We start from the raw sequence: 20,022 nt of genomic DNA on the forward strand, positions 1-20,022 counted from the left end.
CATACGCTAACGCAAACGTCTCGACGCTTGTTAGGTGCGCCAGCGAGACGATGACCTTGAGGCCGAATGGGCCTCCTTTGCTCAGCGCTTCGCGACTTCACTGCGCACCGCTCGCCACCGCGCTGGCCTTAGTCAAGAAGACGTGGCCTATCGTGCCGGCCTGACTCGGTACACCTATCAGAAGTATGAGAAAGGCGAGTCACGCCCCGGATACTCTGCTAACCCCACGTTGCGCACGCTCCTGGCTCTCGCTCAAGTGCTCGGCGTCGGCTTGGTGGATTTGATCCCTGGCGACCCGCCCGATCTGCGTAGCCGTTGACGTACTGCCACCGGCCGTTGTGTTCCATGGGGCGTCATCTGCCCAGCCCGGGACGAGACGACGAGAGACGACACGGGACGCGGGTGCACCTCGCACGACACGTTCTTCGAGCTCATCTCGCCGTCCAGATCGGGTGACATGGCGAAGGAACACCGCTTTGGCTCGGTACGACGCTTCCGCAATCCCCTTTTCGAAGGGTGCTGTTGTGATCGTTGCTCCATTCGAGTTGGGCATCCGAAGTGCTTCATACATCGCGGCGCGGTGCACCCTAATCACGCGGTTTGCCGTGTCTTCCAGTTCTCGCGTCCTGCTCCCTTTCCCGGCGCCGACGACGAGTCCGATCAGCCCCTCAACCTGGCGACGGTGGCTTTCGGCAAGCGCGGCCATAGTGAGTGCGACGTCCGGATAGGTGAGCGTCACGAGAAGCTCCACGACGGGGCCGTAGGTCCGCCGGGCAATATGCTGCTCTGCAGCTGGTTGCTCCTGCCAGCTATCAAGGATGAGCCGCGTGGCGAGGCCGAACTCACCCGTGTGCAACGTCACCCCGCGGCTCCAGAGCAGCCCCGAAAGCGCTTGCTCGGCGCGAAGGTGCCCATCGAAATCGGCTACGATTTCATCCTCACTGCCGTCATGCCACCGGCGGTGACGGACGCAGAATCTCCCTCCTCTGCCGAACACCTCAGTGGGTTTGCCGTCGCTGCATACCAGGCATGCGGTGCGCGCACGGTCAACCACGTCACACTTGACACAACGCTGCAGATTCCATCCAGAGTGGTGGCAGCGTCGGTAGAGACGAAATCGCGATCGATCGCGAATGAAGTGTCCTGGATTCAGTCCACCGAGCGCCTCGGTCATCGATATGAACCGCGGATGGGTGGCGATCATGGATTTGACACGAAGTTCTCGCCGAATGTGGTGCGACAGCGAGGTCACGTCGAGTGCGTTCGCGTGTGCAAGCCTGCCGAGGAATCCCGCGGAAGTCTCTCCAGGGAGTGGAGCCACCCTGCAGGGCAAAGGATTCACTTTCATCTCACGACCAGTCCGATGCGATGTTGAAGGGCGTGCGCACGAATCGTCGTCGCCCGAGGCAGCACGCGTCGAGCAAGGGGTGTCAGCTGGCACCCTCCCTGCAGCGGGACAGGTGACGCTCCAAGCCACAGCTCTCGACCTTGGATCCTCAGCCCGTCCAGCATCCGCTCGGTCGCTCGACGTCCGGCCGCGTGGGCTTCAACGAGCCTTCCGAAAAGCGCCGCCAAGGCGTAAGGCCCGCATCCCGAAGGCATCAGGACGTTCGCGAGGCGATCGTCCGTCAGCAGGGATGCCAGTTCGATCCGCGCTGGGAACAGCCGAACCTCAACATCAGCAGCCCCAACGTCAGGAACACTGACATCTGTGGACGTCCTCAGCCGAAGCAGCTCGGCAGCGGCATCAACTTCAGACGACTCGTAAGAGACACCGCGCCGCGCAAGTGAGCCGTTCAGGAGGCGCTGCGCCGCCAGGTGCCTAACGGTCAGCACGGACCCGTCACCATCGAGCCACCTCCGGTGGCGGATGCACACCGGTCCGTGAATCCGACGGACTGTGACCCGATCTCCTGCCGCACATCGTCGGCACAGGCTCACTGCGTCCGGCAGCATCCGGCAGCTCGGACATTCAACTTGGCGCGTTGCTCCGCCGTGACCACATGCCGGGCCACCGGCGTCGCGAAGCAGCTCGCCTTCCCGAAGCCCTCCGAGCACCTCGATATATGAAAGCGCTGCTCGTGGCGTGACACCCGTGGGAAGCCCGCGGTCCGCATGTCGCAGCGCAAGCCAGAGATCAAGCTCACGGATGGCGTTGACCTTGCACAGCCGGGACCAGTAGCTCACCGCTGTCTCGCCTGGGTAGAGGCGCACCGTTACCGGCAGCCGGCGAAGTGGACTCACTGTGCACTCGCACGCGTCCGCTTGCGTCGGGCCGTTGTCGGCAAGAGTTCTGCCACTGTCTGGCGTCGACTGAGGTCACGCTGGAATTCGGCCAGGTCAAGTTTCTCAGTTCCATCCTGGATCGCTCTCAGAGCGGCAAACTGCAAGAGATCCTTGAGCAGCCCAATCTCCCCGTTTGTCAGCGCATGTAACGTCGTCGCGGCTTCGAGGATGGCGCCCGGTCTTTGCTCCGCAAGGCACAAGGAGCTCTCCATCGCGAGAAGCAAGTCACCCCACTGCGCCTTTTCCGATGTCGTTCCGGCGGGAAATGGGACCGCGACGTGCACTTCGAACCGTTTCGCGATCTGACCGCCACGCTCACCATCGAGGAGCCCTGTCTGTTCGACCGCGATCCCCGCGTAGACGAAGGTACCCCCGCACCGCTCTGAGAGCTGCTTGAGCATGTCAGATGCCTCAATGTTCTGCCGGTACTTGAGGTCGAGATGATGCACGTCGTCGATCAGCACCAGCTCGGTTGAGCATCTCCGCAACGCATTCGCAACGATGTCCAGCAAGTCGCCGTACGTCATCCGTCCAAGCACGGGCAGCCCCAGAAACCGAGCGAACTCATGCATCAGCGCCTTCGCAGAGCACTGCGCCGGCACCGCAACGTACACAACCGGGATCTTCCCAGGCCGTGCTGCGGGGTGCGCGGTGTCCCGCCGTCGACGTTCATGCGCACGCCCGACCTCGACGAGCGAGGTGGTCTTGCCCTGGCCAGGTTCTCCAGAAAGGATCAGTCCGAGCTTGCCCACTCGCCGATGCGCGTTGAGCATCACCCGATCGCGCACCGCGGATTGGAACGCGTGAAACTGGGGCGTCTGCACGAACGCACCAGCCTGCGAGTATTGTGCACGACCTTGGTTGTACATGGCTCGGTCGCCGAAGCTCAGCGCCCGAAGTTGCTCCGCTGTGATCGGCGCGGGTCGCTCGTAGGTGGTGTCGACGTACTCACGCCAGCCTTCCTTGGTCGCGATCTCGATCATTCGTCGATCCTCCGTCGCACTTCGTCGAGCGAATCACTGATAAACGGGAAGCCTCCTGTGTGTGGCCAATCTTCAGCTGCCGCGACCTCATGCATCGAGTCATGAACCTCTGCGGGTGGGGCTTCATCGTCGAGATTCTTGATGCTCGTCAAGTTCATCGGGTCATCGGCGACCGCAACCTCCCGAGCTCGCTGCCTCGCGCTTCGTTTCTGCTCGCCGCCCCGAGGTGCCGGATTTCCACGTCCGGCAAACGCCTTGAGCGCCGCTGACAATTCACGTCGGTCATCGCCGAGAGCCTCGTCGGGCGCACCCTGTGCAGCACGCGCGTATCTCCAGACATCGCCGAGCATCGGGAGCTCGTGAACTTTGTTGGACCACCGCAACGGGATGAACTCGCCATCGATATCGAGCCACACGACGTGGAGATTGTACGGATCGACTCGAACGGGCCACCTCCCCTGCTTCGACTTGACTGGAGACTTTCGGCGCCGATATTCAGCCAGACGTTTCGAGTCGTACACTCGGTGGTCGATCGTCACGCCATATCGGTTGATCCGTCGGTGTGTCACGGGCAGCAGCGCTATGAAGTCGTCACGCGTCAGTGGTACGTGGAGTTCGGGGACGACGTGTCGAAACGCGCGGCACATCTCATTGGGTGACAACGCAATCTTCGGATGCAGCGGATCTCTCAACCCGTCGTGGCTACGGTTCTGCCATTCGACGGCGACCCAGTCTTCGAGCAGCTCCTGCATCTGCGCGATCGTCAGCAGTTGCTCTGATTGGCTTTCGACGTCGCGACCTCGGTGCTCGACGCTGCGCCCTACGTACCCTCGGGCATGCTGCAAAAACAGCGATGCAATCGACTCGAACGTGCGCTCCACGTGCGGTTTATCGGTCGGCGTATGAGGCGCCGCTGTGATCAGCGATATCCCGAGTGTCTGGCACGCCGCACGAAAGTGCGTCGACAGGTAGGTGCGACCGCGGTCCGTCGTGATCGTCTCCGGGAAGATAAACGGTTGTGCTGCCCGCAACTTCTCGTACCGTTCTTGTTCGATCAGCATGTCTTCCGCCCACGCTGTAGAAATCAGTTGTCGCGTTTCGCGGGCACCGTCAGGGCGATGCGAATACGGCACCAATGCTCGCGCCAGCACGACGACCAGGTCCATGCTCTTCGTACCTTCGGGGCGCAGCACGGCAGCAAGAATCGAGCGAGTCGCAACGTCAAGCATGATCGTCAGTTCAGGGCGCCCGATTGTCACCTCATCGATGCGCACCATCATGTCCAAGCGGGTCGTGTCGATCTGTACTTGCTCCCCCGGCCGGAGCGCAGCGCGACTCCCGAAATCGCGATCCGGCGCCAACGCGAGCGACTCGCGGGTCTTCGCTGACCCAAACGAGAACCGTCCGCGGTCCTCGTCTTCAAGAAGTCGATAGAAGGTCGCCTTGCTCGGTATCTTCACATCCGGACCATGAGCTTGTGCTACAGCGCGACGAACCTGCTCGATGAGAGCTGCCTTGCTGATCGTCGACGACCGTGATCGACCGCTAAGGATGCCGTTGAGTGCTTCAACCACTCGGGGGTCGACGGTGCTCGTGCGCGCCTGCCGAACTTCGCTCGCTCGCTGATCCAGCAGGCCGCTGAGACCGTCTCGCTCGTATGCCTGCAGCTGCCGGTATACGGTTCGCGAGCTGACGGTCCGGCCGAATTCCCGCGAAAGACGCTCCGCTTCATCGGTGACAGCTTTGTCTTTGAGCCCAAACGTCTCACTGGCTGCTCGAATTCGCTCGATCGCGTCGCGCCATGCCTGCACGGTTGGTGAGAGCACATCACCGCTGAAGAGTGCGCCATCCGCCACGCGACTGAGCGCGGGAGCAGCCACCTCGGCGCTGCGATTCAACTCGTCGAGCGACACCTCCAGTTCGCTGCCTTCCGGGTCGCGTAGCAGGGCGGCGAGTTCGCGAACCACGACCACCTCGTACGCGACTCCACGCCAGTTGATGAGCGCGCCTGCCATAGCTTTCATTGGGACTCCTTCCACCACACCGCGGATCGCAACGACAGCGGTTCGTCCAGGTCGACGGCCAGATGCCCGGTCCAGATGAGCGAGAAACATCGCGCCAGGCCATCCCCATGCGACTCAAGGATCCGGGCGATGGACTCGATGGTGCCATCGGCGCCGCGAACAGTGCTCTCGGCCTCTAAGGAGCGCCAACCTTCTTCTCGAAAGCGCATGAGGAATCGCATGTTCGCATCGCGCACCTCCGAGTCAGGCGCGTACACCGCGTAGTCCCAGCCGCAGTCCCTACACAGTGCTGCCGTGCGATTGAACTGACGCGTCGCCCTCTCATCGATACGAGCGAGTGGCCGAACATCGACAACCATGCCCGACCCATCCTCGAATCGAACGAAGTAATCCGGCGCGTGGGCTTCAGGATTTTCCCCGCCCCATCGAATCCACATGGGCTGGCTCGAGACGAGCGCAACGCCAGGCGTGCGGTCCAGCTCGATCAGGCAGGATCGCTCGGCGAGCGATTCGAACGGAACGTGCCGACCAGTTCGCTCCATCCAAAGCAATCCTGAGTGGTGACGTTTGCCTCGCCATGCTGGAAACTCGCGTACGGGATCGCAGTTCTCGAAAGGAATGTCACCGACATCGACGACATCGGCTTCGAGGCGCACAGCATCCAGGTGGTACTCGACCCGGCACGAACCAGTCGAGAGCGTGCTTGATGGGATTTGCCAGGGGTGATCGAGGAGCATCGAAACGCCAATCGGAGGGCGGACAGCTTCCGTGTTCGACAGACGGCCTGAGTCCTGAGGAGCGGTTCCGCCCTATATCGAATGCCCTGACAACGCATCCACCAGAAAGGTAAGCGCGGCCAGAGCGCTCCGCGTGCGCCACGCCGAACTTCTGACAGGTACGTGAGAATCTGACAGGTTTGATGAGAAGTTCTGACAGGTACGTGAGAATCTGACAGGTTTGATGAGAAGGGACACTGACTGCACGAAGATTCCGTGACCAAACCGTTGCATTCGTTATCTCGCCGTTATACAGTGATCACACGGTGAATGTTTGCTGTGGCACTCACCGCATGTGATTGCAGGACACTCTTGGTGCAAGGGACAAGGGCCGGTCGGGAGCCTCTCCGACCGGCCCTTTACTGTTCCCACTATTCTGTGAGGATGACCGACCGCAAGCTCGCCATCGAAGCCTGGGAGAGCCTGTTCCGCGCACAGCATGAGGTGTTCACCGCGATGCTGGTCGACTTCGAAGAAAACCACCTCTCACAAGCCGAGTACGACGTGCTGCTGACCGTCACCCGTTCCCCCGACATGACCGCACGGCTGCGTGACATCACCTCGAACATGCTGATCAGTCAGCCGAGCGTCTCTCGTCTGGTCGACCGGATGGTCACCCGTGGTCTCGTGGCGAAGTGCTCGGATCCCGACGACGGTCGCGGCGCCCTGATCCGCGCCACGGACGAAGGGGCCAGGGCCTTCCGCGCACTCGCGACCGTGCACGGACGCTCGATCGCCGAGCGCATGTCGCGCCTCGACGACGATGAGCTGCGCACTCTGCGCGACCTCGCCGAGAAGCTCCGCTCCCGCTGACCTGCGCCTGTGGGCGCCGAGAACGACCTCCGCCTTTTCTGGCAGGGTGGGTGGCATACGCCTGCGCATTCGGCGGGCACGTCAGACCGCCCCCTCGGGGGGAACCAGGGAGGTCATTCATGGAGATCGCCGGAATCGTCGGCATCCTCGTCATCGTGGGCATCGGCGTCGTCATCGCCGTCGTCCTGCTACTGATCCTGTTGCTGTTCGCACGCAGCTGGATCAAGGTCGCCCGAGCCGACGAAGCCCTCGTCATCTCGGGGCGCAAGCAGAAGATCCAACGCGCAGTCATCGCCGCAGACGGCACGACCAGTTCGGAACTGGCGGAATCGCCGGTCACCGTGATCGTGAACGGCAAGTCGCTCGTCAACCCGATCACGCAGCGCCACGAGATCATCTCTCTGCGCTCCCGTCAGGTCTCCCTCAACGCCGAGGCGCAGTCGCTCGACAGTGTGACGCTCAACGTCGACGGCGTCGCGATCGTGAAGATCGGCTCCGACCCGCTCTACGTGCGCCGCGCTGCCGAGCGTTTTGCATCGCAGGACAAGGCCATCGAGCAGTTCACCACCGAACAGCTCGAAGGTGCGCTCCGTGGCATCGTCGCGACCCTGTCGGTCGTCGAGCTCATGCGCGAGCGCAAGAAGTTCTCCGATCAGATCGCCGCCGATGTCTCGCAGGAACTCGCCGAGCAGGGACTGATCCTGGACTCGTTCCAGATCAAGGGCATCACCGACAAGGTCGGCTACATCCAGTCGCTGGGTGCCCCCGAGATCCAGGCGAAGCGTCAGGCCGCCGAGATCTCGCAGACGAACGCCGACCGCGCGATCAACCAGAAGAACATCGCGAACCAGGAAGCCAACCTGATCGAGCAGACCGCGCTCGACACCAACACCGCCAACGCCGACTCCGGCATCGGACGTGCACGTGCGGAAGCAGAGCAGGCAGAGGCTCTCGCACGCGCTCAGGCGGAGCAGGCCGTTCTGCAGCAGCAAGCCGAGAACAAGCAGGCTCAGCTCGACGCCGACGTCAAGCGCGTTGCCGACGCCCAGCGGTACGAGGCGGAGACCCGCGCTCAAGCCGAGCTCTACACCCGCGAACGCGCGGCCGAGGCCGCCGCGATCGAGCAGGTCAAGCAGGCCGAAGCCCGCACCCGTATCGCCGAGCAGCAGGCGCAGGCTGACAAGGCTCGTGCCGAGGGTGAAGCAGCCGCCGCCATCGCCAAGGCGAGCGGTGAGGCGAACGCCCTCCGCGCCCAGGCCGAAGCCGAAGCGGAAGCCCGCCGCCTGCGCGCCAGCGCCGAAGCCGATGCCATCCGCGCCGAGGGTGACGCGCGTGCCGGCGCCCTCGAGGCCGAGGCCAAGGCCATCGCCTCGAACCAGGACGCCTTCCTCTCGCAGCGCGTGCTCGACGTTCTGCCCTCGATCATGGCCGAGTTCTCGAAGGGCTACGCGGCGATCGGCAACGTGTCGATCATCGGCAGCTCCGGCGAGGACGGCGCATCGAACGTGGTCGGCGCCGACAACGCCAAGGCCCTCCGCTCGGTGTTCGACAGCGTCCACTCGGCCACCGGCCTCGACCTCGCGGGCATCATCCAGGGTCAGGCCGTCGGCCGTGGTTTCGGCGCCGGTGTCGCCGAGGCCACGCCTCCGACGCAGTCCCCCGCGCGTGCGTCGACGCCCCCCACGGCGTCACCCGCCACGGAGCCTGCTCCCGCCGCGGAGTAGCGCCCACGCAACACGAAGCGGATGCCGCGGCCGATCGGGTCGCGGCATCCGTTTTTCGTGGCCCGGCATCCCGTTCGCCCGTTCGCAATTCAGGAAGAACGAGGTGGTCGGAGCCGGTGAGGGCCGCTCGGGGCCGGAAGGGCGCGTTTCTCCTGAGTTGTGAACGGCGCCGGCCGCTGAGCCGACGCGGCAGACTGGACGGATGATGCCCGCCGCCTTCGATCTCGACGCGATCGGCGCGGGGCTCTCGTTCGCGGGCGCTCTCAACGAGCTCTCCGCGGCCCTCGACGCCGGTGGCTCGGTGGTCGTGACCGCACCGCCGGGCACGGGCAAGACCACCCTCGTGCCGCCTCTCGTCGCCTCGCGGTGCACCGGTCGCGTGATCGTCACCCAGCCTCGCCGCGTCGCCGCCCGTGCCGCCGCCCGACGACTCGCCCACCTCGACGGCTCTCCGCTCGGCTCACGTGTGGGGTTCACGGTCCGCGGCGAGCGCGCCGCGGGTCCCACGACGCAGATCGAGTTCGTCACCGCCGGCGTGCTCCTGCGGCGGATGCTCGATGATCCCGGCCTCGACGGCGTGGACGCCGTGATCCTCGACGAGGTGCACGAGCGCGCGCTCGAGACCGATCTCCTGATCGGCCTGCTCTCCGAGGTGCGTGAGCTGAGGGAGGACCTCGTGCTCGTCGCCATGTCCGCCACCCTCGACGCCGAGCGCATCGCATCCGTCCTCGGCAGCGAGGCGGCCGCGGCCCCGATCGTGGACCACGATGTGCCCGCCTTCCCCCTCACGGAGCGCTGGGCCCCGAGCCCCGTACCGCGCCTCGACGAGCGTGGGGTCACCTCAGGTTTCCTGGACCACGTCGTGCGCGTCACGACGTCTGCGGCCCTGACGCAGATCGCGGAGGACCCGGAGGCCGACGTCCTGGTCTTCGCACCGGGGGCCCGGGAGGTGTCGGAGATCGCCCGTCGCATCCGGGAGTCGAGCGAGACCTTCGATGTGCGGGAGTTGCACGGACGCATCCCGCCGGCCGAACAGGATGCGGTGATCCGAGGTCGTACGTCGAAAGACCGTCCGCGCATCATCGTCACGACCTCGCTCGCGGAGTCCTCGCTCACGGTCCCGGGCGTACGCCTGGTCGTGGACACGTGCTTGTCGCGGCATCCGCTGCGCGACGCCTCCCGAGGAATGACGGGTCTGGTCACGACCGCAGCATCCCGGTCGTCGTGCGTGCAACGAGCGGGACGCGCCACCCGCCAGGCTCCCGGTGCCGTGGTCCGCTGCGTCGACGAGCGGTCTTACGCGGCGGCTCCCGCGCGCCCGGTACCCGAGATCGCGGTCATCGACCTCGCGGATGCGGCCCTGCTGCTCGCGTGCTGGGGATCCCCCGGTGGCACCGGGCTGCGGATGATCGACCCGCTGCCCGCAGAGAACCTCGCCGATGCCCTCACGGTCCTCCGCGGTCTCGGCGCGATCGATGACGAGGGTCGTGCCACCGCGGAAGGTCGCGCCCTCGCCCGCGTTCCGACCGATCCTCGACTCGCCCGCGCGCTCCGCGACGGCAGTCCGGCAGTCGGCAGACGCCTCGCCGCGGAGGTCGTCGCGCTGTTGGGGAGCGATCTTCGAATCGCCGATGCCGACGTCGCACAGGCTCTCATCTCCTTGCGGGGCGGACGCACGCCGGATGCCCGCCGATGGCGCGATGACGTCAATCGCCTCGAACGTCTGGCCCCTCCGGCACCACACGCCTCTGCGGATCTCGACGGCGTCGGACTCGTGATCGCCCTGGCCTTTCCCGAGCGGATCGCCCGCCGCGTCGAGCGCACCGCGGCCGGAGCGACGTTCCTGCTCGCATCCGGGACGCGAGCAGGAGTGACGGGCCCGCTCGCGGCGGTCGAATGGCTCGCCGTCGCCGACGTCGCCCGCGCCTCCGGGCGCGCGGGAGCCGGGTCCGGAGCGGTCATCCGCGCGGCAGCGGCGCTCACGGAGTCACAGATGGAGCAGGCCGCCGGCCACCTCCTGACGGACCGCGTCGAGGCCGAGTTCAGCGGAGGCCGTGTCCAGGCCCGACGCGAACGCCGGCTCGGGGCGATCCTGCGCACCTCGGTCCCGGTCCGGGCCTCCGCGCAGGAGGGGCGGGATGCTGTCCGCCGCACGCTGCGCCGCGACGGACTGGGCATGTTCGCGTGGTCCGACGGCGCGGAGGCACTGCGCCGTCGACTGGCGCTGCTGCGGCGCGAGCTCGGCGACCCCTGGCCGGATGTCTCGGACGCGGGCCTGCTCGACACCCTCGACGCCTGGCTGGCACCCGAACTCGATGCGCTGGCTTCCGGCACGCCGGTGGGACGACTCGACCTGCTTTCCGCCCTTCGCCGCCTGCTGCCGTGGCCGGAGGCGGTGCGCCTGGACGAACTCGCCCCGGAACGCCTCGAGGTGCCCACTGGATCCCGCGTCCGCATCACCTACCCGGAACCCGACGGCGACACGTCGGCACGGCCCGTCGTCGCGGTCAAGCTTCAGGAGTGCTTCGGGTGGGCGGAGACTCCTCGGCTGGTCGATGGGCGCGTGCCGGTGCTGTTCCACCTGCTGTCCCCCGCGGGACGCCCGCTCGCGGTGACCGACGACCTGGCCTCGTTCTGGTCCGGTCCGTATGCACAGGTCCGCGCCGAGATGCGGGGGCGCTACCCGCGGCACCCCTGGCCCGAGGATCCGTGGGCCGCCACGCCGACCAAGCACACCAAGAACCGCGCCGCGCGTTGAGCAGCGGAACGGACCGAGACTTCAGCGTGTACGCCGCCGCAGCGTGAGCGCCGCGAGCACCAGGGCACCGACGGCGAAGGCGACGACGATCAGCAAGGGACCGAACACGTCCCAGCCCTCGTCCCCCGCGGCCACGGCATTGATCGTGTCGATCGCGTAGCTCAGCGGCAGCCAGTCCGAGATCGCGTACAGCACGTCGGGCATCTGGTCGCGGGGCATGAAGAGCCCCCCGAGGATGATCTGCGGGAACACCAGCAACGGCATGAACTGCACCGCCTGGAACTCCGTCTGCGCGAACGCACTCGCGAGCAGGCCGAGCGCGGTGCCGAGCAGTGCGTCGACCACCGCGACCAGGCCCAGCTGCCACAGCGGCCCGTCGACGTCGAGCCCGCACACCCCGACCGCGAACGACACCGTGATCACCGCTTGGATCACCGCCATCGCTCCGAACGCCAGCGCGTAGCCGAGGATGAAGTCGGCCTTCTCGAGAGGCGTCGTCATCAACCGCTCGAGCGTGCCCGAGCGGCGCTCCCTCAAGGTCGTGATCGAGGTGATGAGGAACATCACGATGAACGGGAACAGCGCCAGGATGGCACCGCCGACCTGGTCGAAGACACCTTCCTGGTCGCTGAACAACCAGGCGAAGAGCCCCACGAGGAGGCTCGGCGCGATGAGCATCAGGGCGATCGACCTCGGATCATGCCGCAACTGCGTGAGGACGCGGCCTGCCGTGGCGAAGATCCGGCGGCCGTTCATTCCCCGCCCTCCCCGTGCATCCCGCGCGTATCTCGGCGCGACCTCCTGGTGTCTCCGAGGCCGGCCGCGCGGTCACGCTCGATCAACGCCAGGAAGGCGGCTTCGGCGTCGGTCGTCCCGGTGTCGGCGAGGAGCGACGTCGGAGTCGTGTCGGCGATGATCCGCCCCTCCCGCATCAGCACCAGCCGGTCGCAGCGCACGGCCTCATCCATCACATGGCTCGACACGATGAGTGTCACCCCGCGATCCGCGAGACGACGGAAGAGGGTCCACAGCTCAGCGCGCAGCACCGGATCGAGTCCCACCGTCGGCTCGTCGAGCACGACGAGCTCGGGCGCACCGATCAGCGCCACCGCGAGCGACACCCGCGTCGCCTGTCCTCCGCTCAGGGCGTCGACGAGCTGCCCCGCCTGCGGCCCGAGACCGACCTCTTCGATGACCCGATCGACGTCGCCCTTCGGGGCTTTCAGCAGCGAGGCGAACGAGGTGAGATTCTGACGCACGCTGAGGTCGCCGTACACCGATGCGCCCTGCGTGCCGTAGGCGACCCGGTGCCGGAGCCCTCGCGAACCGCCCGGCTCTCCGAGGACCCTGACGTCTCCGGAGGCGATCCTCTGCACGCCGACGATCGAGCGCATGAGAGTCGTCTTGCCGCACCCCGACGGCCCCAGCAGGCCGGTGATCTGCCCGCGCGGAATCGTGAGGTCGATCCCGTCGAAGACCTGGACGGCGCCGCGGTGCACACGCAGCTGCGAGATCTCGACAGCCGAGTTATTCATCATGTGATGAATTATGCGCCCGAGCACCGATGGCGTCAACGGGATCCGCGCGCCTGAGCCGGCGTCCCTCAGTCGAAGAGGTAGCGCTGCACGGTCGGACCGACTCGTCCGACGAGTTCATCGACCGATGCACCGGCGAGCGCGGGGAGCCGCAGCACGTAGCGGGCGATCAGCATGCCGGCGACCTGCGAGGCGACGAGCGCGGCGCGCAGATCGGCATCGTCGGTGTCCAGACTCCGAGAGACGCGGGAGAGCAGCTCGCGCGAGAGGAAGCCGGCCAGCAACGGGGTCGTCAGCCGACTCCCCACGGCGGTGCGGATCAGCATGACCCCTCGCCGGCGCACCTCCGGCTGCTCGAACGCCTCGAGCACATAGCGGACGAGTCGCTCACCGACGCCGTCGCGAGATCCGGCCAGGATCCGCGGCACGTCGATGTCGGGACGCAGAGGGATGCCCACGGCCTCGGCGAAGAGGTCGGCTTTGGTCCCGAAGTAGTGGTGCACGAGCGCGGAGTCGACACCGGCGCGGGCCGCGATCGAGCGGACCGTCGCCCCGTCGTAGCCCTTCTCGGCGAAGTCGTCGACCGCGGCCGCCAGGATGCGCGCCCGCGAGTCCGAGGCACCTCTCGGGCGTCCTCGCCGGCGCGGTGACTTCTGCTCGGTCATGCCCGCCAGCCTACGACTTCGCTCCCCGCGATCGACCCGGGCTCAGTCGAGCAGATGACGGAGGTAACGCGTGGGGTGGTCGAGGAACGAGCGCCAATGGTCCACGATCTCGAGGTCATCCCAGTCCGCCGGACGCACGCCCCACTCCCCGACCTCGAGGATCTTCGCGCCGGGGAGGGCCGCGAGGACCGGCGAATGCGTCGCGCAGAGCACCTGGCCCCCCTCGTCGGCGATGCGGCGAAGCACCGCGATGAGGGCGAGCGTCGAGGTGAAGGACAGGGCCGCCTCGGGCTCGTCGAGGCAGTAGAAGCCCGGCTCGTCGAACCGGCTGTCCAGCAGCGCGAGGAATGATTCCCCGTGGCTCATCTCGTGGAACGGAACGTCGCCGCTGGCCGAGGGGTTCTCTTCCGGATACGTGTAGAACGAGTGCATCGTCTCGGCGCGGAGGAAGAAGCCCCAGCGATTCGCCCCCACCCCGCGCTGCAATCGAAGCCAGTCCGACAACGGCGACTCCGTCGCGCGCGTGCGGTGCCGTGCCTGCCGTGACCCGCCCTCGGGCGAGAGCCCGTACGCCAGCGCGATGCCTTCGACCAGAGTGGACTTGCCGCTGCCGTTCTCGCCAACCAGAAAGGTCACTCCGGGGTCGAGGTCGATCCCGTCGCGGAGCACCTGGGCCACGGCGGGGATGTTCGTCGGCCACTCCCCGTCGGGCGTCGGGGCATCATCGTTCGGCCGGACGGCGACCACCGGCTGCTGCCGTCGACGGCGAGAGCTCGGCTCCCAGAACGCATCCATCGTGCTCCCTCCGCGCGTGACGTCTCGTGGAGGCTATCGCCACCCGCGGACACGATCACGATCGGACGGTCAGCACTCGATGACGTTGACCGCGAGACCACCCTCGCTGGTCTCCTTGTACTTCGTCGACATGTCGGCACCGGTCTGGCGCATCGTCTCGACCACGGCGTCCAGGGACACGTAGTGGCTTCCGTCGCCGCGCAGAGCGAGTCGGGCCGCCGTGACCGCCGTCGACGCGGCGATCGCGTTGCGTTCGATGCACGGGATCTGCACGAGTCCGCCGATCGGGTCGCACGTGAGACCGAGGTGGTGCTCCATCGCGATCTCCGCCGCGTTCTCGATCTGACGATTCGTGCCACCCATCACGGCGGTGAGGCCGCCGGCGGCCATGGCGCACGCGGATCCGACCTCGGCCTGGCATCCTCCCTCGGCCCCGGAGATCGACGCGTTCGCCTTGAAGAGCGAGCCCAGAGCCGTCGCAGTGAGCAGGAAGCGGCGGATGCCACGGCGACGGTTCGCCTCGGCCGTCTGCTCCTCGTCGAGGCCGCTGGCACTCTCCAGCGTCCGCACATCCGACTCGAATCCCAACAGCGCGCTGCCGACGAGTTCACCGTAGGGGGTCACCGCGTTGCCCGCTCCCAGCCCCGAATCGGCGAGGAACCGCCACCAATACATCGCGACGGCCGGAAGGATACCGGCGGCTCCGTTCGTCGGGGCCGTCACGACCCGTCCGCCTGCCGCGTTCTCCTCGTTCACCGCGAGCGCGAAGGCACCGAGCCACTCGCCCGGGAGCTCACGATGCCCGTCGGCCTCGACCGCCTCGAGCTGACCGCGGATCACTCCGGCCCGTCGCTTGACCTTGAGGATGCCCGGGAGGGTTCCTTCCGCGTGCAGACCAGCGTCGACACAACCCGCCATCGCATCCCAGATCGCGTCGAGTCCGGCAGCGACCTCTTCCTCGCTGCGCACGGATGCCTCGTTGAGTCGCGCGACCTCGGCGATCGACAGCCCGTTCTCGTCGCAGAGGGCGAGCAATGAGGCAGCATCCGCATACGAGTACGGGTACCCTGCGGTCGCGAGCTTCGCCTCTTCACCGTCCCTGCGGATGAATCCTCCGCCCACCGAGTAGTAGGTCTCCTCGGAGACGACATCGCCCGCTGCATCCCGAGCGGTGATCGTCATGGCGTTCGGATGCCCGGGAAGCCGGGTGCGCGGCGCGAAGACGATGTCGTCCTTCACGAACGGCACCTCGTGGGTGCCGTCGATGCGGATCACGGCACCCGCGGGGAGGTCGGCCCAGGCGGCACGGACCTCAGCCGGGTCGCACGTCTCCGGCGTGAGCCCACGGAGCCCGGCGACGACGGCATCCGGAGTGCCGTGGCCGATCCCCGTTGCACCGAGCGAGCCGTACAGCGCGACCTCGACACGGCCGACTCGCGCCAGAGCACCGCTCGCCGTGAGGCGTCGCGCGAAATCGAGAGCAGCCCGCATCGGTCCGACCGTGTGGGAGCTCGAGGGACCCACTCCGATCGAGAAGAGGTCGAAGGCCGAGACGTACGCTGTCACCCTTCCAGGCTACGCCGGATTCGCCGGTTCGGTTCACCTCGGTTAACTCGACGGGGAGTCAACCCCCTTCCGGCGAGCGTGCGGTCGGGGCATCGTGGCCCGAGGAAATCGCCGAAAGGGGTCACCATGACCGACACCACTCCTGAGCCGGAACCCACCGACGAGCTCTCTCCTGAAGCGCAGACTCCGACGCCCAGCCCTTCTTCGGACACGAGCCAGGCGGAGGCGAGGACTCCCATCGAGGCCGAGTCGCCGGAAGACGCCGACCCGAGCGAGGTCCCGAGCACCGAGGAACTCGAAGAGCCGAGCACCGAGAAGGACCCCGGCGAGGAACCCACCGCGCCGAAGCGGGATGAGCCCGAGCCAGACCACGAGGCCGTCGGCATCGGTGTGATCGACACCGAGGAGCCGCAGGCCGGCTGATCCGTTCGCCGAGACCCCCGGTCGCCGCCGAGACCCCACCCTGCAGCCGACGATAGGGCGGGGTCTCGACGATAGGGCGGGGTCTCGACGATGGGGCGGGGTCTGGGCGGACTACTCGACGAGCTTGCCCTCGGTGTCGACCTCGCGCATGAGTTCGGCGATCTCGGGTGCGACGTCCGGGATCTCCTCGCGGGTGACGCCGGCGGTCGGCGACCACACCAGGTTCACCTGCAGCGTGGGGTCGGTGTCGGGGAAGTCGCTGCGGTTGTGGCATCCGCGTGTCTCTCGACGCTCCAGCGCCGCTTCGAGGGTGGCCCGGGCGGCGAGCGCCGACGCCTTGAGGTCGAAGGCGTGGGCGAGGTCCTGGAACCCCGCGATGTCCGGGTGGATCCCGATGTCCTCCATCCGCCCTTCGATCATGTCGAGGTCGGCGAGTCCGGCGAGCAGCCCTTCTTCGGAACGCACGACCCCCGCGTACTCGGTCATGAGGTTGCGGATCGCGCGTTGCAGAGCCCGGACGTTCTCGCGCCCCTCCGCGGCGAGGAGGTCGTCGATCTCGGCACGCGCCTCGGCCACTGCCGTCGCCGAGCGGCGCTGGGCATCGAGGCCCGCCGCATGCTCCATGGCCGCCTGACCGACGATGCGGCCGTACACGAGCAGTTCGATGAGGGAATTACCGCCGAGTCGGTTCGCGCCGTGCAGTCCGCTCGAGGCCTCACCGATCGCGTAGAGCCCGTCGACATCGGTCTGGTGGTCTTCCGGTCGCACCCAGACGCCACCCATCGAGTAGTGCGCCGTAGGGGCGATCTCGATCGGATCGGTCGTGATGTCGAGCATCTGCAGTTCCATCATCGTCTGGTAGACGCGGGGAAGCCGGGTCATGATCGTCTCGCGGGGCAGGTGCGACACGTCGAGCCACACACCGCCGTTCTCCGTGCCTCGACCTTCCTTGATCTCGGTGTAGGCCGCGAGCGCGACGCGGTCACGGGTCGACAGCTCCATCCGCTCGGGGTCGTACTTCGCCATGAACCGCTCGCCGAGGGCGTTGCGCAGGATCCCGCCCTCTCCGCGGGCGGCTTCCGAGATCAGGGTCCCCGCAGCGCTCTCCGGCTCGATGATGCCGGACGGGTGGAACTGCACGAGTTCGGGGTCGCGCAGTCGGGCACCCGCATCCACCGCGAGACGGAACGAGTCGCCGGTGTTCTCATCGCGGCGGGATGAGGTGCGCCGCCAGATGCGATTGTGGCCACCGGCCGCCAGGATCACGGCGTCCGAGTGGATCAGGTAGCGGGTGCCATCGGCCTGATCGAATCCGTAGGCACCGAACACCACGTTGTCGCGCACGAGCAAGCGGGTGATGTAGACGTGGTCGAGGATGGGCACGTCGAGCTGCTCGGCCTTGCGCACGAGCGTGCGCTGGATCTCGAGGCCCGTGTAGTCGCCGGCGAAGGCCGTGCGACGGAAGGTGTGCGCACCGAAGAACCGCTGCGAGATGCGCCCATCGTCTTCGCGGGCGAAGTCCATGCCCCAGCGCTCCAGGTCGCGGATGCCGCGCTCCGCGCCCTGCGTCACGATCTCGACGGTGTGCGGATTCGCGAGCAGGTAGCTCTCCTTGATGGTGTCGGCCGCGTGCTGCTGCCAGCTGTCGTCCGCATCCATGGTCCCGAGCGCCGCGTTGATGCCGCCTGCGGCGAGGGACGTGTGCGCATCCTGCCGCGGCCGTTTGCCGACGGCGAGCACATCGACGCCGTGCTCGGCGATCTCGATCGCCGCTCGCAGCCCCGATCCGCCGGTACCGATGACGAGGACGGTGGTGGATATCTGACGTTCGCGCGTAGCCATGGGATCCACGCTAATTAGGGGATCCTAATAACTCCAATGCATAGTCTCACTGGAAACGATACGCGTAGACTATGGTCATGAACCTCGAGCAACTCCGCGGGTTCGTCGAGGTCGCGCGTCTCGGACACTTCACCCGCGCCTCCGAGCACCTGCACCTGGCACAGCCGTCGTTGAGTCGTCAGATCTCCACCCTCGAACGTGAGCTCGGCGCCGAGTTGTTCCACCGGGCACGGGGCCACATCTCGCTCACCGCCGCCGGAGAGACGCTCCTCCCCCGCGCGCAGCGCATGCTCGCCGATGCCGATGCCATCCGCGATGAGATGGGAGAGCTGGCGGGACTCCGCCGCGGACGCGTGCGGCTCGGGGCTCCGCCCACCCTGTGCATCAGCCTCGTCGCCGAGGCCGTCAGCTCGTTCCACGCCGCCTACCCCGATGTCGACCTGCACCTGACCGAGAGCGGCTCACGGCTCCTGGTCGAACAGCTCGCCGTCGGCGCCGTCGACATCGCTCTCATCACCGCGTCCGACGGTCTTCCCCCGGCCGGCGTGAGCCTGACCAGGATGCCGCTGCTCGCCGAGGAGCTCGTCGTGGTGTCCTCGGCTGCGGAGCCGCCGCTGACGGATGGACCTGCCATCGACCTGGAACAGCTGGCCGGTCTCCCCCTCATCACCTTCGGCGAGAGCTACGAACTGCGCGCGACGACGGATGCCGCCTTCCGTGAGGCCGGCCTGACACCTCACCCCGTGCTGGAAGGGGCCGAGATGGACACGGCCCTCCGCTTCGTCGAGCGCGGCCTCGGCGTCGCCGTGGTGCCGGCGATGGTCCTCTTCGATCGGCCAGGCCTGCGGTCGGTGCGACTCTCGCACCCCATGATGACGCGGACGGTCAGCCTGGCCCACCGTTCGGATGTCACTCCGGCGATCGCCGTGGCAGCGATGCGGAAGGCGATCGTGTCGACGTCCGCGGAAGTCGCGCGCCGCGATCCCGCGATCACGAGCCTGCTCTGACCGGATCGACGGCCGGAACAGCAGAAGGTCCCCGCCGCTTTCGCGACGGGGACCTTCTGTACTGTCTCAACACAGTGTGCGCCCGAAGGGACTCGAACCCCTAACCTTCTGATCCGTAGTCAGATGCTCTATCCATTGAGCTACGGGCGCCCTGCCCGCTCAGCGGGCCGTGGAACAGCCTACAACAGTCCAGACGCGAAAGCGAAACGAGACCTCAGTCCCCGGCCGCCGCAGCTTTCTGCTGTTTTTTCCGACGCTTCGCCTTCGCTCTCTGCTCCGAGGAGAGTGCCTGCAGATCGACGAGTCGCAGCGCCTGCATGCGGGCTTCACGCATTCGCCCGTAGTCGGGATCATGGTCGGGGCGCATGCCCTCGACCCGCAACCGGCGGTCGAGGTTGTGCCGCACATCGGCCCAGGCGGCGTCCCTGGCCTCTTCCACGATCTGTGCGAGGCTGTCGCGATCCTGCATCATCTCGCGCAGGCGCTCGGCCACCCCGGTGGACTGCTTCGCCCGGCGTCGGAGGTTGCGGACGTCGCGGTCACGATAGTCGTGCGTGCCCACCGGATCGGAGTGCCTTCCCCTCGCCCGCTTTCGCAAGGCGGTGACGGTGGCGGCGGCCTCCTCGGACTCCTCGGCCATCGCCCGCAGCGCTTCGCGCGCATCGTCGATGTACTTGTCCATGTCGAAGACGCCGTCTTCCGCGATGGTGCCGATGAGGATGTGGTTCTTCACGGCGAGGCGCGCGGCAGCGGTCGCGATCGCGACGCCTTCGGCGATGGCATCCGCTGTCCGTCCCACCGGTACCTCCTCTCCTTGAGCGTACC

The 20,022-nt window shown here is 66.9% G+C and carries 17 protein-coding genes and 1 tRNA gene; 6 read left to right on the forward strand and 12 right to left on the reverse strand.

Annotated elements, in window-relative coordinates:
• Nucleotides 1–34: 34 nt before the first annotated feature.
• Nucleotides 35–319: a helix-turn-helix transcriptional regulator gene (locus LVJ59_RS07995; RefSeq protein ID WP_308191500.1), complete on the forward strand. Its 285-nt coding sequence runs from the start codon at nucleotides 35–37 to the stop codon at nucleotides 317–319.
• Here the strand turns inward: LVJ59_RS07995 and LVJ59_RS18070 are convergent.
• From LVJ59_RS18070 to LVJ59_RS08015, 4 genes are all read right to left on the reverse strand, one after another.
• Entirely contained in the window at nucleotides 200–1,204 is a 1,005-nt protein-coding gene (locus LVJ59_RS18070) for a hypothetical protein (RefSeq protein WP_308191513.1), read from the reverse strand. The genes LVJ59_RS07995 and LVJ59_RS18070 overlap by 120 nt on opposite strands.
• 1,036 nt (nucleotides 1,205–2,240) lie before the next feature.
• Nucleotides 2,241–3,269 (reverse strand): AAA family ATPase, encoded by a 1,029-nt coding sequence (locus LVJ59_RS08005; RefSeq protein ID WP_232762596.1) that lies wholly within the window; start codon nucleotides 3,267–3,269, stop codon nucleotides 2,241–2,243.
• Nucleotides 3,266–5,293: a Mu transposase C-terminal domain-containing protein gene (locus LVJ59_RS08010; protein ID WP_232762597.1), complete on the reverse strand. Its 2,028-nt coding sequence runs from the start codon at nucleotides 5,291–5,293 to the stop codon at nucleotides 3,266–3,268. The genes LVJ59_RS08005 and LVJ59_RS08010 overlap by 4 nt, the downstream gene beginning before the upstream one ends.
• Nucleotides 5,290–6,030, reverse strand: a complete 741-nt coding sequence (locus LVJ59_RS08015) for a TnsA-like heteromeric transposase endonuclease subunit (RefSeq protein ID WP_232762598.1) — start codon at nucleotides 6,028–6,030, stop codon at nucleotides 5,290–5,292. Before LVJ59_RS08015 ends, LVJ59_RS08010 begins: the two co-directional genes overlap by 4 nt.
• A gap of 423 nt (nucleotides 6,031–6,453) precedes the next feature.
• Between LVJ59_RS08015 and LVJ59_RS08020 the strand changes: the two genes are divergently transcribed.
• The 3 genes from LVJ59_RS08020 to hrpB all read left to right on the forward strand — a co-directional run bounded on the left by LVJ59_RS08020 (nucleotide 6,454) and on the right by hrpB (nucleotide 11,364).
• Nucleotides 6,454–6,882, forward strand: coding sequence for a MarR family winged helix-turn-helix transcriptional regulator (locus LVJ59_RS08020; RefSeq protein ID WP_232762599.1), 429 nt, complete (start codon nucleotides 6,454–6,456; stop codon nucleotides 6,880–6,882).
• A gap of 119 nt (nucleotides 6,883–7,001) precedes the next feature.
• Nucleotides 7,002–8,606, forward strand: a complete 1,605-nt coding sequence (locus LVJ59_RS08025; RefSeq protein WP_232762600.1) for an SPFH domain-containing protein — start codon at nucleotides 7,002–7,004, stop codon at nucleotides 8,604–8,606.
• A gap of 202 nt (nucleotides 8,607–8,808) precedes the next feature.
• Nucleotides 8,809–11,364 carry an ATP-dependent helicase HrpB gene (gene hrpB, locus LVJ59_RS08030; RefSeq protein WP_232762601.1) on the forward strand — a complete coding sequence of 852 codons (2,556 nt, stop codon included), beginning with the start codon at nucleotides 8,809–8,811 and terminating at the stop codon, nucleotides 11,362–11,364.
• 21 nt (nucleotides 11,365–11,385) lie between these two features.
• On the opposite strand, the gene LVJ59_RS08035 is transcribed toward hrpB, so the two are convergent.
• The 5 genes from LVJ59_RS08035 to LVJ59_RS08055 all read right to left on the reverse strand — a co-directional run bounded on the left by LVJ59_RS08035 (nucleotide 11,386) and on the right by LVJ59_RS08055 (nucleotide 15,925).
• Nucleotides 11,386–12,120: an ABC transporter permease gene (locus LVJ59_RS08035; protein WP_232762602.1), complete on the reverse strand. Its 735-nt coding sequence runs from the start codon at nucleotides 12,118–12,120 to the stop codon at nucleotides 11,386–11,388.
• On the reverse strand, nucleotides 12,117–12,902 hold the full coding sequence (locus tag LVJ59_RS08040; RefSeq protein WP_232762603.1) for an ABC transporter ATP-binding protein: 786 nt from the start codon (nucleotides 12,900–12,902) through the stop codon (nucleotides 12,117–12,119). The genes LVJ59_RS08035 and LVJ59_RS08040 overlap by 4 nt, the downstream gene beginning before the upstream one ends.
• 65 nt (nucleotides 12,903–12,967) lie before the next feature.
• Nucleotides 12,968–13,564, reverse strand: coding sequence for a TetR family transcriptional regulator (locus LVJ59_RS08045; RefSeq protein ID WP_232762604.1), 597 nt, complete (start codon nucleotides 13,562–13,564; stop codon nucleotides 12,968–12,970).
• A gap of 42 nt (nucleotides 13,565–13,606) precedes the next feature.
• Nucleotides 13,607–14,359 (reverse strand): AAA family ATPase, encoded by a 753-nt coding sequence (locus tag LVJ59_RS08050; RefSeq protein ID WP_232762605.1) that lies wholly within the window; start codon nucleotides 14,357–14,359, stop codon nucleotides 13,607–13,609.
• 69 nt (nucleotides 14,360–14,428) lie between these two features.
• Nucleotides 14,429–15,925 carry an L-serine ammonia-lyase, iron-sulfur-dependent, subunit alpha gene (locus LVJ59_RS08055; RefSeq protein ID WP_232762606.1) on the reverse strand — a complete coding sequence of 499 codons (1,497 nt, stop codon included), beginning with the start codon at nucleotides 15,923–15,925 and terminating at the stop codon, nucleotides 14,429–14,431.
• A 126-nt stretch (nucleotides 15,926–16,051) separates the two neighbouring features.
• On the opposite strand from LVJ59_RS08055, the gene LVJ59_RS08060 reads away from it, so the two are divergent.
• Nucleotides 16,052–16,348: a hypothetical protein gene (locus tag LVJ59_RS08060; protein WP_232762607.1), complete on the forward strand. Its 297-nt coding sequence runs from the start codon at nucleotides 16,052–16,054 to the stop codon at nucleotides 16,346–16,348.
• A 111-nt stretch (nucleotides 16,349–16,459) separates the two neighbouring features.
• On the opposite strand, the gene LVJ59_RS08065 is transcribed toward LVJ59_RS08060, so the two are convergent.
• Nucleotides 16,460–18,190 (reverse strand): L-aspartate oxidase, encoded by a 1,731-nt coding sequence (locus LVJ59_RS08065; RefSeq protein WP_232762608.1) that lies wholly within the window; start codon nucleotides 18,188–18,190, stop codon nucleotides 16,460–16,462.
• Between the two features lie 71 nt (nucleotides 18,191–18,261).
• Here LVJ59_RS08065 and LVJ59_RS08070 point away from each other — a divergent pair, with 71 nt between their 5' ends.
• Nucleotides 18,262–19,197, forward strand: a complete 936-nt coding sequence (locus LVJ59_RS08070) for a LysR family transcriptional regulator (protein WP_232762609.1) — start codon at nucleotides 18,262–18,264, stop codon at nucleotides 19,195–19,197.
• Between the two features lie 77 nt (nucleotides 19,198–19,274).
• Here LVJ59_RS08070 and LVJ59_RS08075 read toward each other — a convergent pair.
• Together LVJ59_RS08075 and LVJ59_RS08080 are read right to left on the reverse strand one after the other, a co-directional pair.
• Nucleotides 19,275–19,347, reverse strand: a tRNA-Arg gene (locus LVJ59_RS08075).
• A gap of 64 nt (nucleotides 19,348–19,411) precedes the next feature.
• Nucleotides 19,412–19,996 (reverse strand): hypothetical protein, encoded by a 585-nt coding sequence (locus tag LVJ59_RS08080; protein ID WP_047521226.1) that lies wholly within the window; start codon nucleotides 19,994–19,996, stop codon nucleotides 19,412–19,414.
• Nucleotides 19,997–20,022: the final 26 nt, after the last annotated feature.

The sequence above is a fragment of the Microbacterium sp. KKR3/1 genome (genome assembly GCF_021272365.1).
In the GTDB taxonomy this organism is placed as follows: Bacteria; Actinomycetota; Actinomycetes; order Actinomycetales; family Microbacteriaceae; genus Microbacterium; species Microbacterium aurugineum.

Coding starts and splice junctions, on each gene's coding strand:
- LVJ59_RS18070 (WP_308191513.1), bottom strand. CDS start 1,204: ATGATCGCCACCCATCCGCGGTTCATATCGATGACCGAGGCGCTCGGT.
- LVJ59_RS08005 (WP_232762596.1), bottom strand. CDS start 3,269: ATGATCGAGATCGCGACCAAGGAAGGCTGGCGTGAGTACGTCGACACC.
- LVJ59_RS08010 (WP_232762597.1), bottom strand. CDS start 5,293: ATGAAAGCTATGGCAGGCGCGCTCATCAACTGGCGTGGAGTCGCGTAC.
- LVJ59_RS08015 (WP_232762598.1), bottom strand. CDS start 6,030: ATGCTCCTCGATCACCCCTGGCAAATCCCATCAAGCACGCTCTCGACT.
- LVJ59_RS08020 (WP_232762599.1), top strand. CDS start 6,454: ATGACCGACCGCAAGCTCGCCATCGAAGCCTGGGAGAGCCTGTTCCGC.
- LVJ59_RS08025 (WP_232762600.1), top strand. CDS start 7,002: ATGGAGATCGCCGGAATCGTCGGCATCCTCGTCATCGTGGGCATCGGC.
- hrpB (WP_232762601.1), top strand. CDS start 8,809: ATGATGCCCGCCGCCTTCGATCTCGACGCGATCGGCGCGGGGCTCTCG.
- LVJ59_RS08035 (WP_232762602.1), bottom strand. CDS start 12,120: ATGAACGGCCGCCGGATCTTCGCCACGGCAGGCCGCGTCCTCACGCAG.
- LVJ59_RS08040 (WP_232762603.1), bottom strand. CDS start 12,902: ATGATGAATAACTCGGCTGTCGAGATCTCGCAGCTGCGTGTGCACCGC.
- LVJ59_RS08045 (WP_232762604.1), bottom strand. CDS start 13,564: ATGACCGAGCAGAAGTCACCGCGCCGGCGAGGACGCCCGAGAGGTGCC.
- LVJ59_RS08050 (WP_232762605.1), bottom strand. CDS start 14,359: ATGGATGCGTTCTGGGAGCCGAGCTCTCGCCGTCGACGGCAGCAGCCG.
- LVJ59_RS08060 (WP_232762607.1), top strand. CDS start 16,052: ATGACCGACACCACTCCTGAGCCGGAACCCACCGACGAGCTCTCTCCT.
- LVJ59_RS08065 (WP_232762608.1), bottom strand. CDS start 18,190: ATGGCTACGCGCGAACGTCAGATATCCACCACCGTCCTCGTCATCGGT.
- LVJ59_RS08070 (WP_232762609.1), top strand. CDS start 18,262: ATGGTCATGAACCTCGAGCAACTCCGCGGGTTCGTCGAGGTCGCGCGT.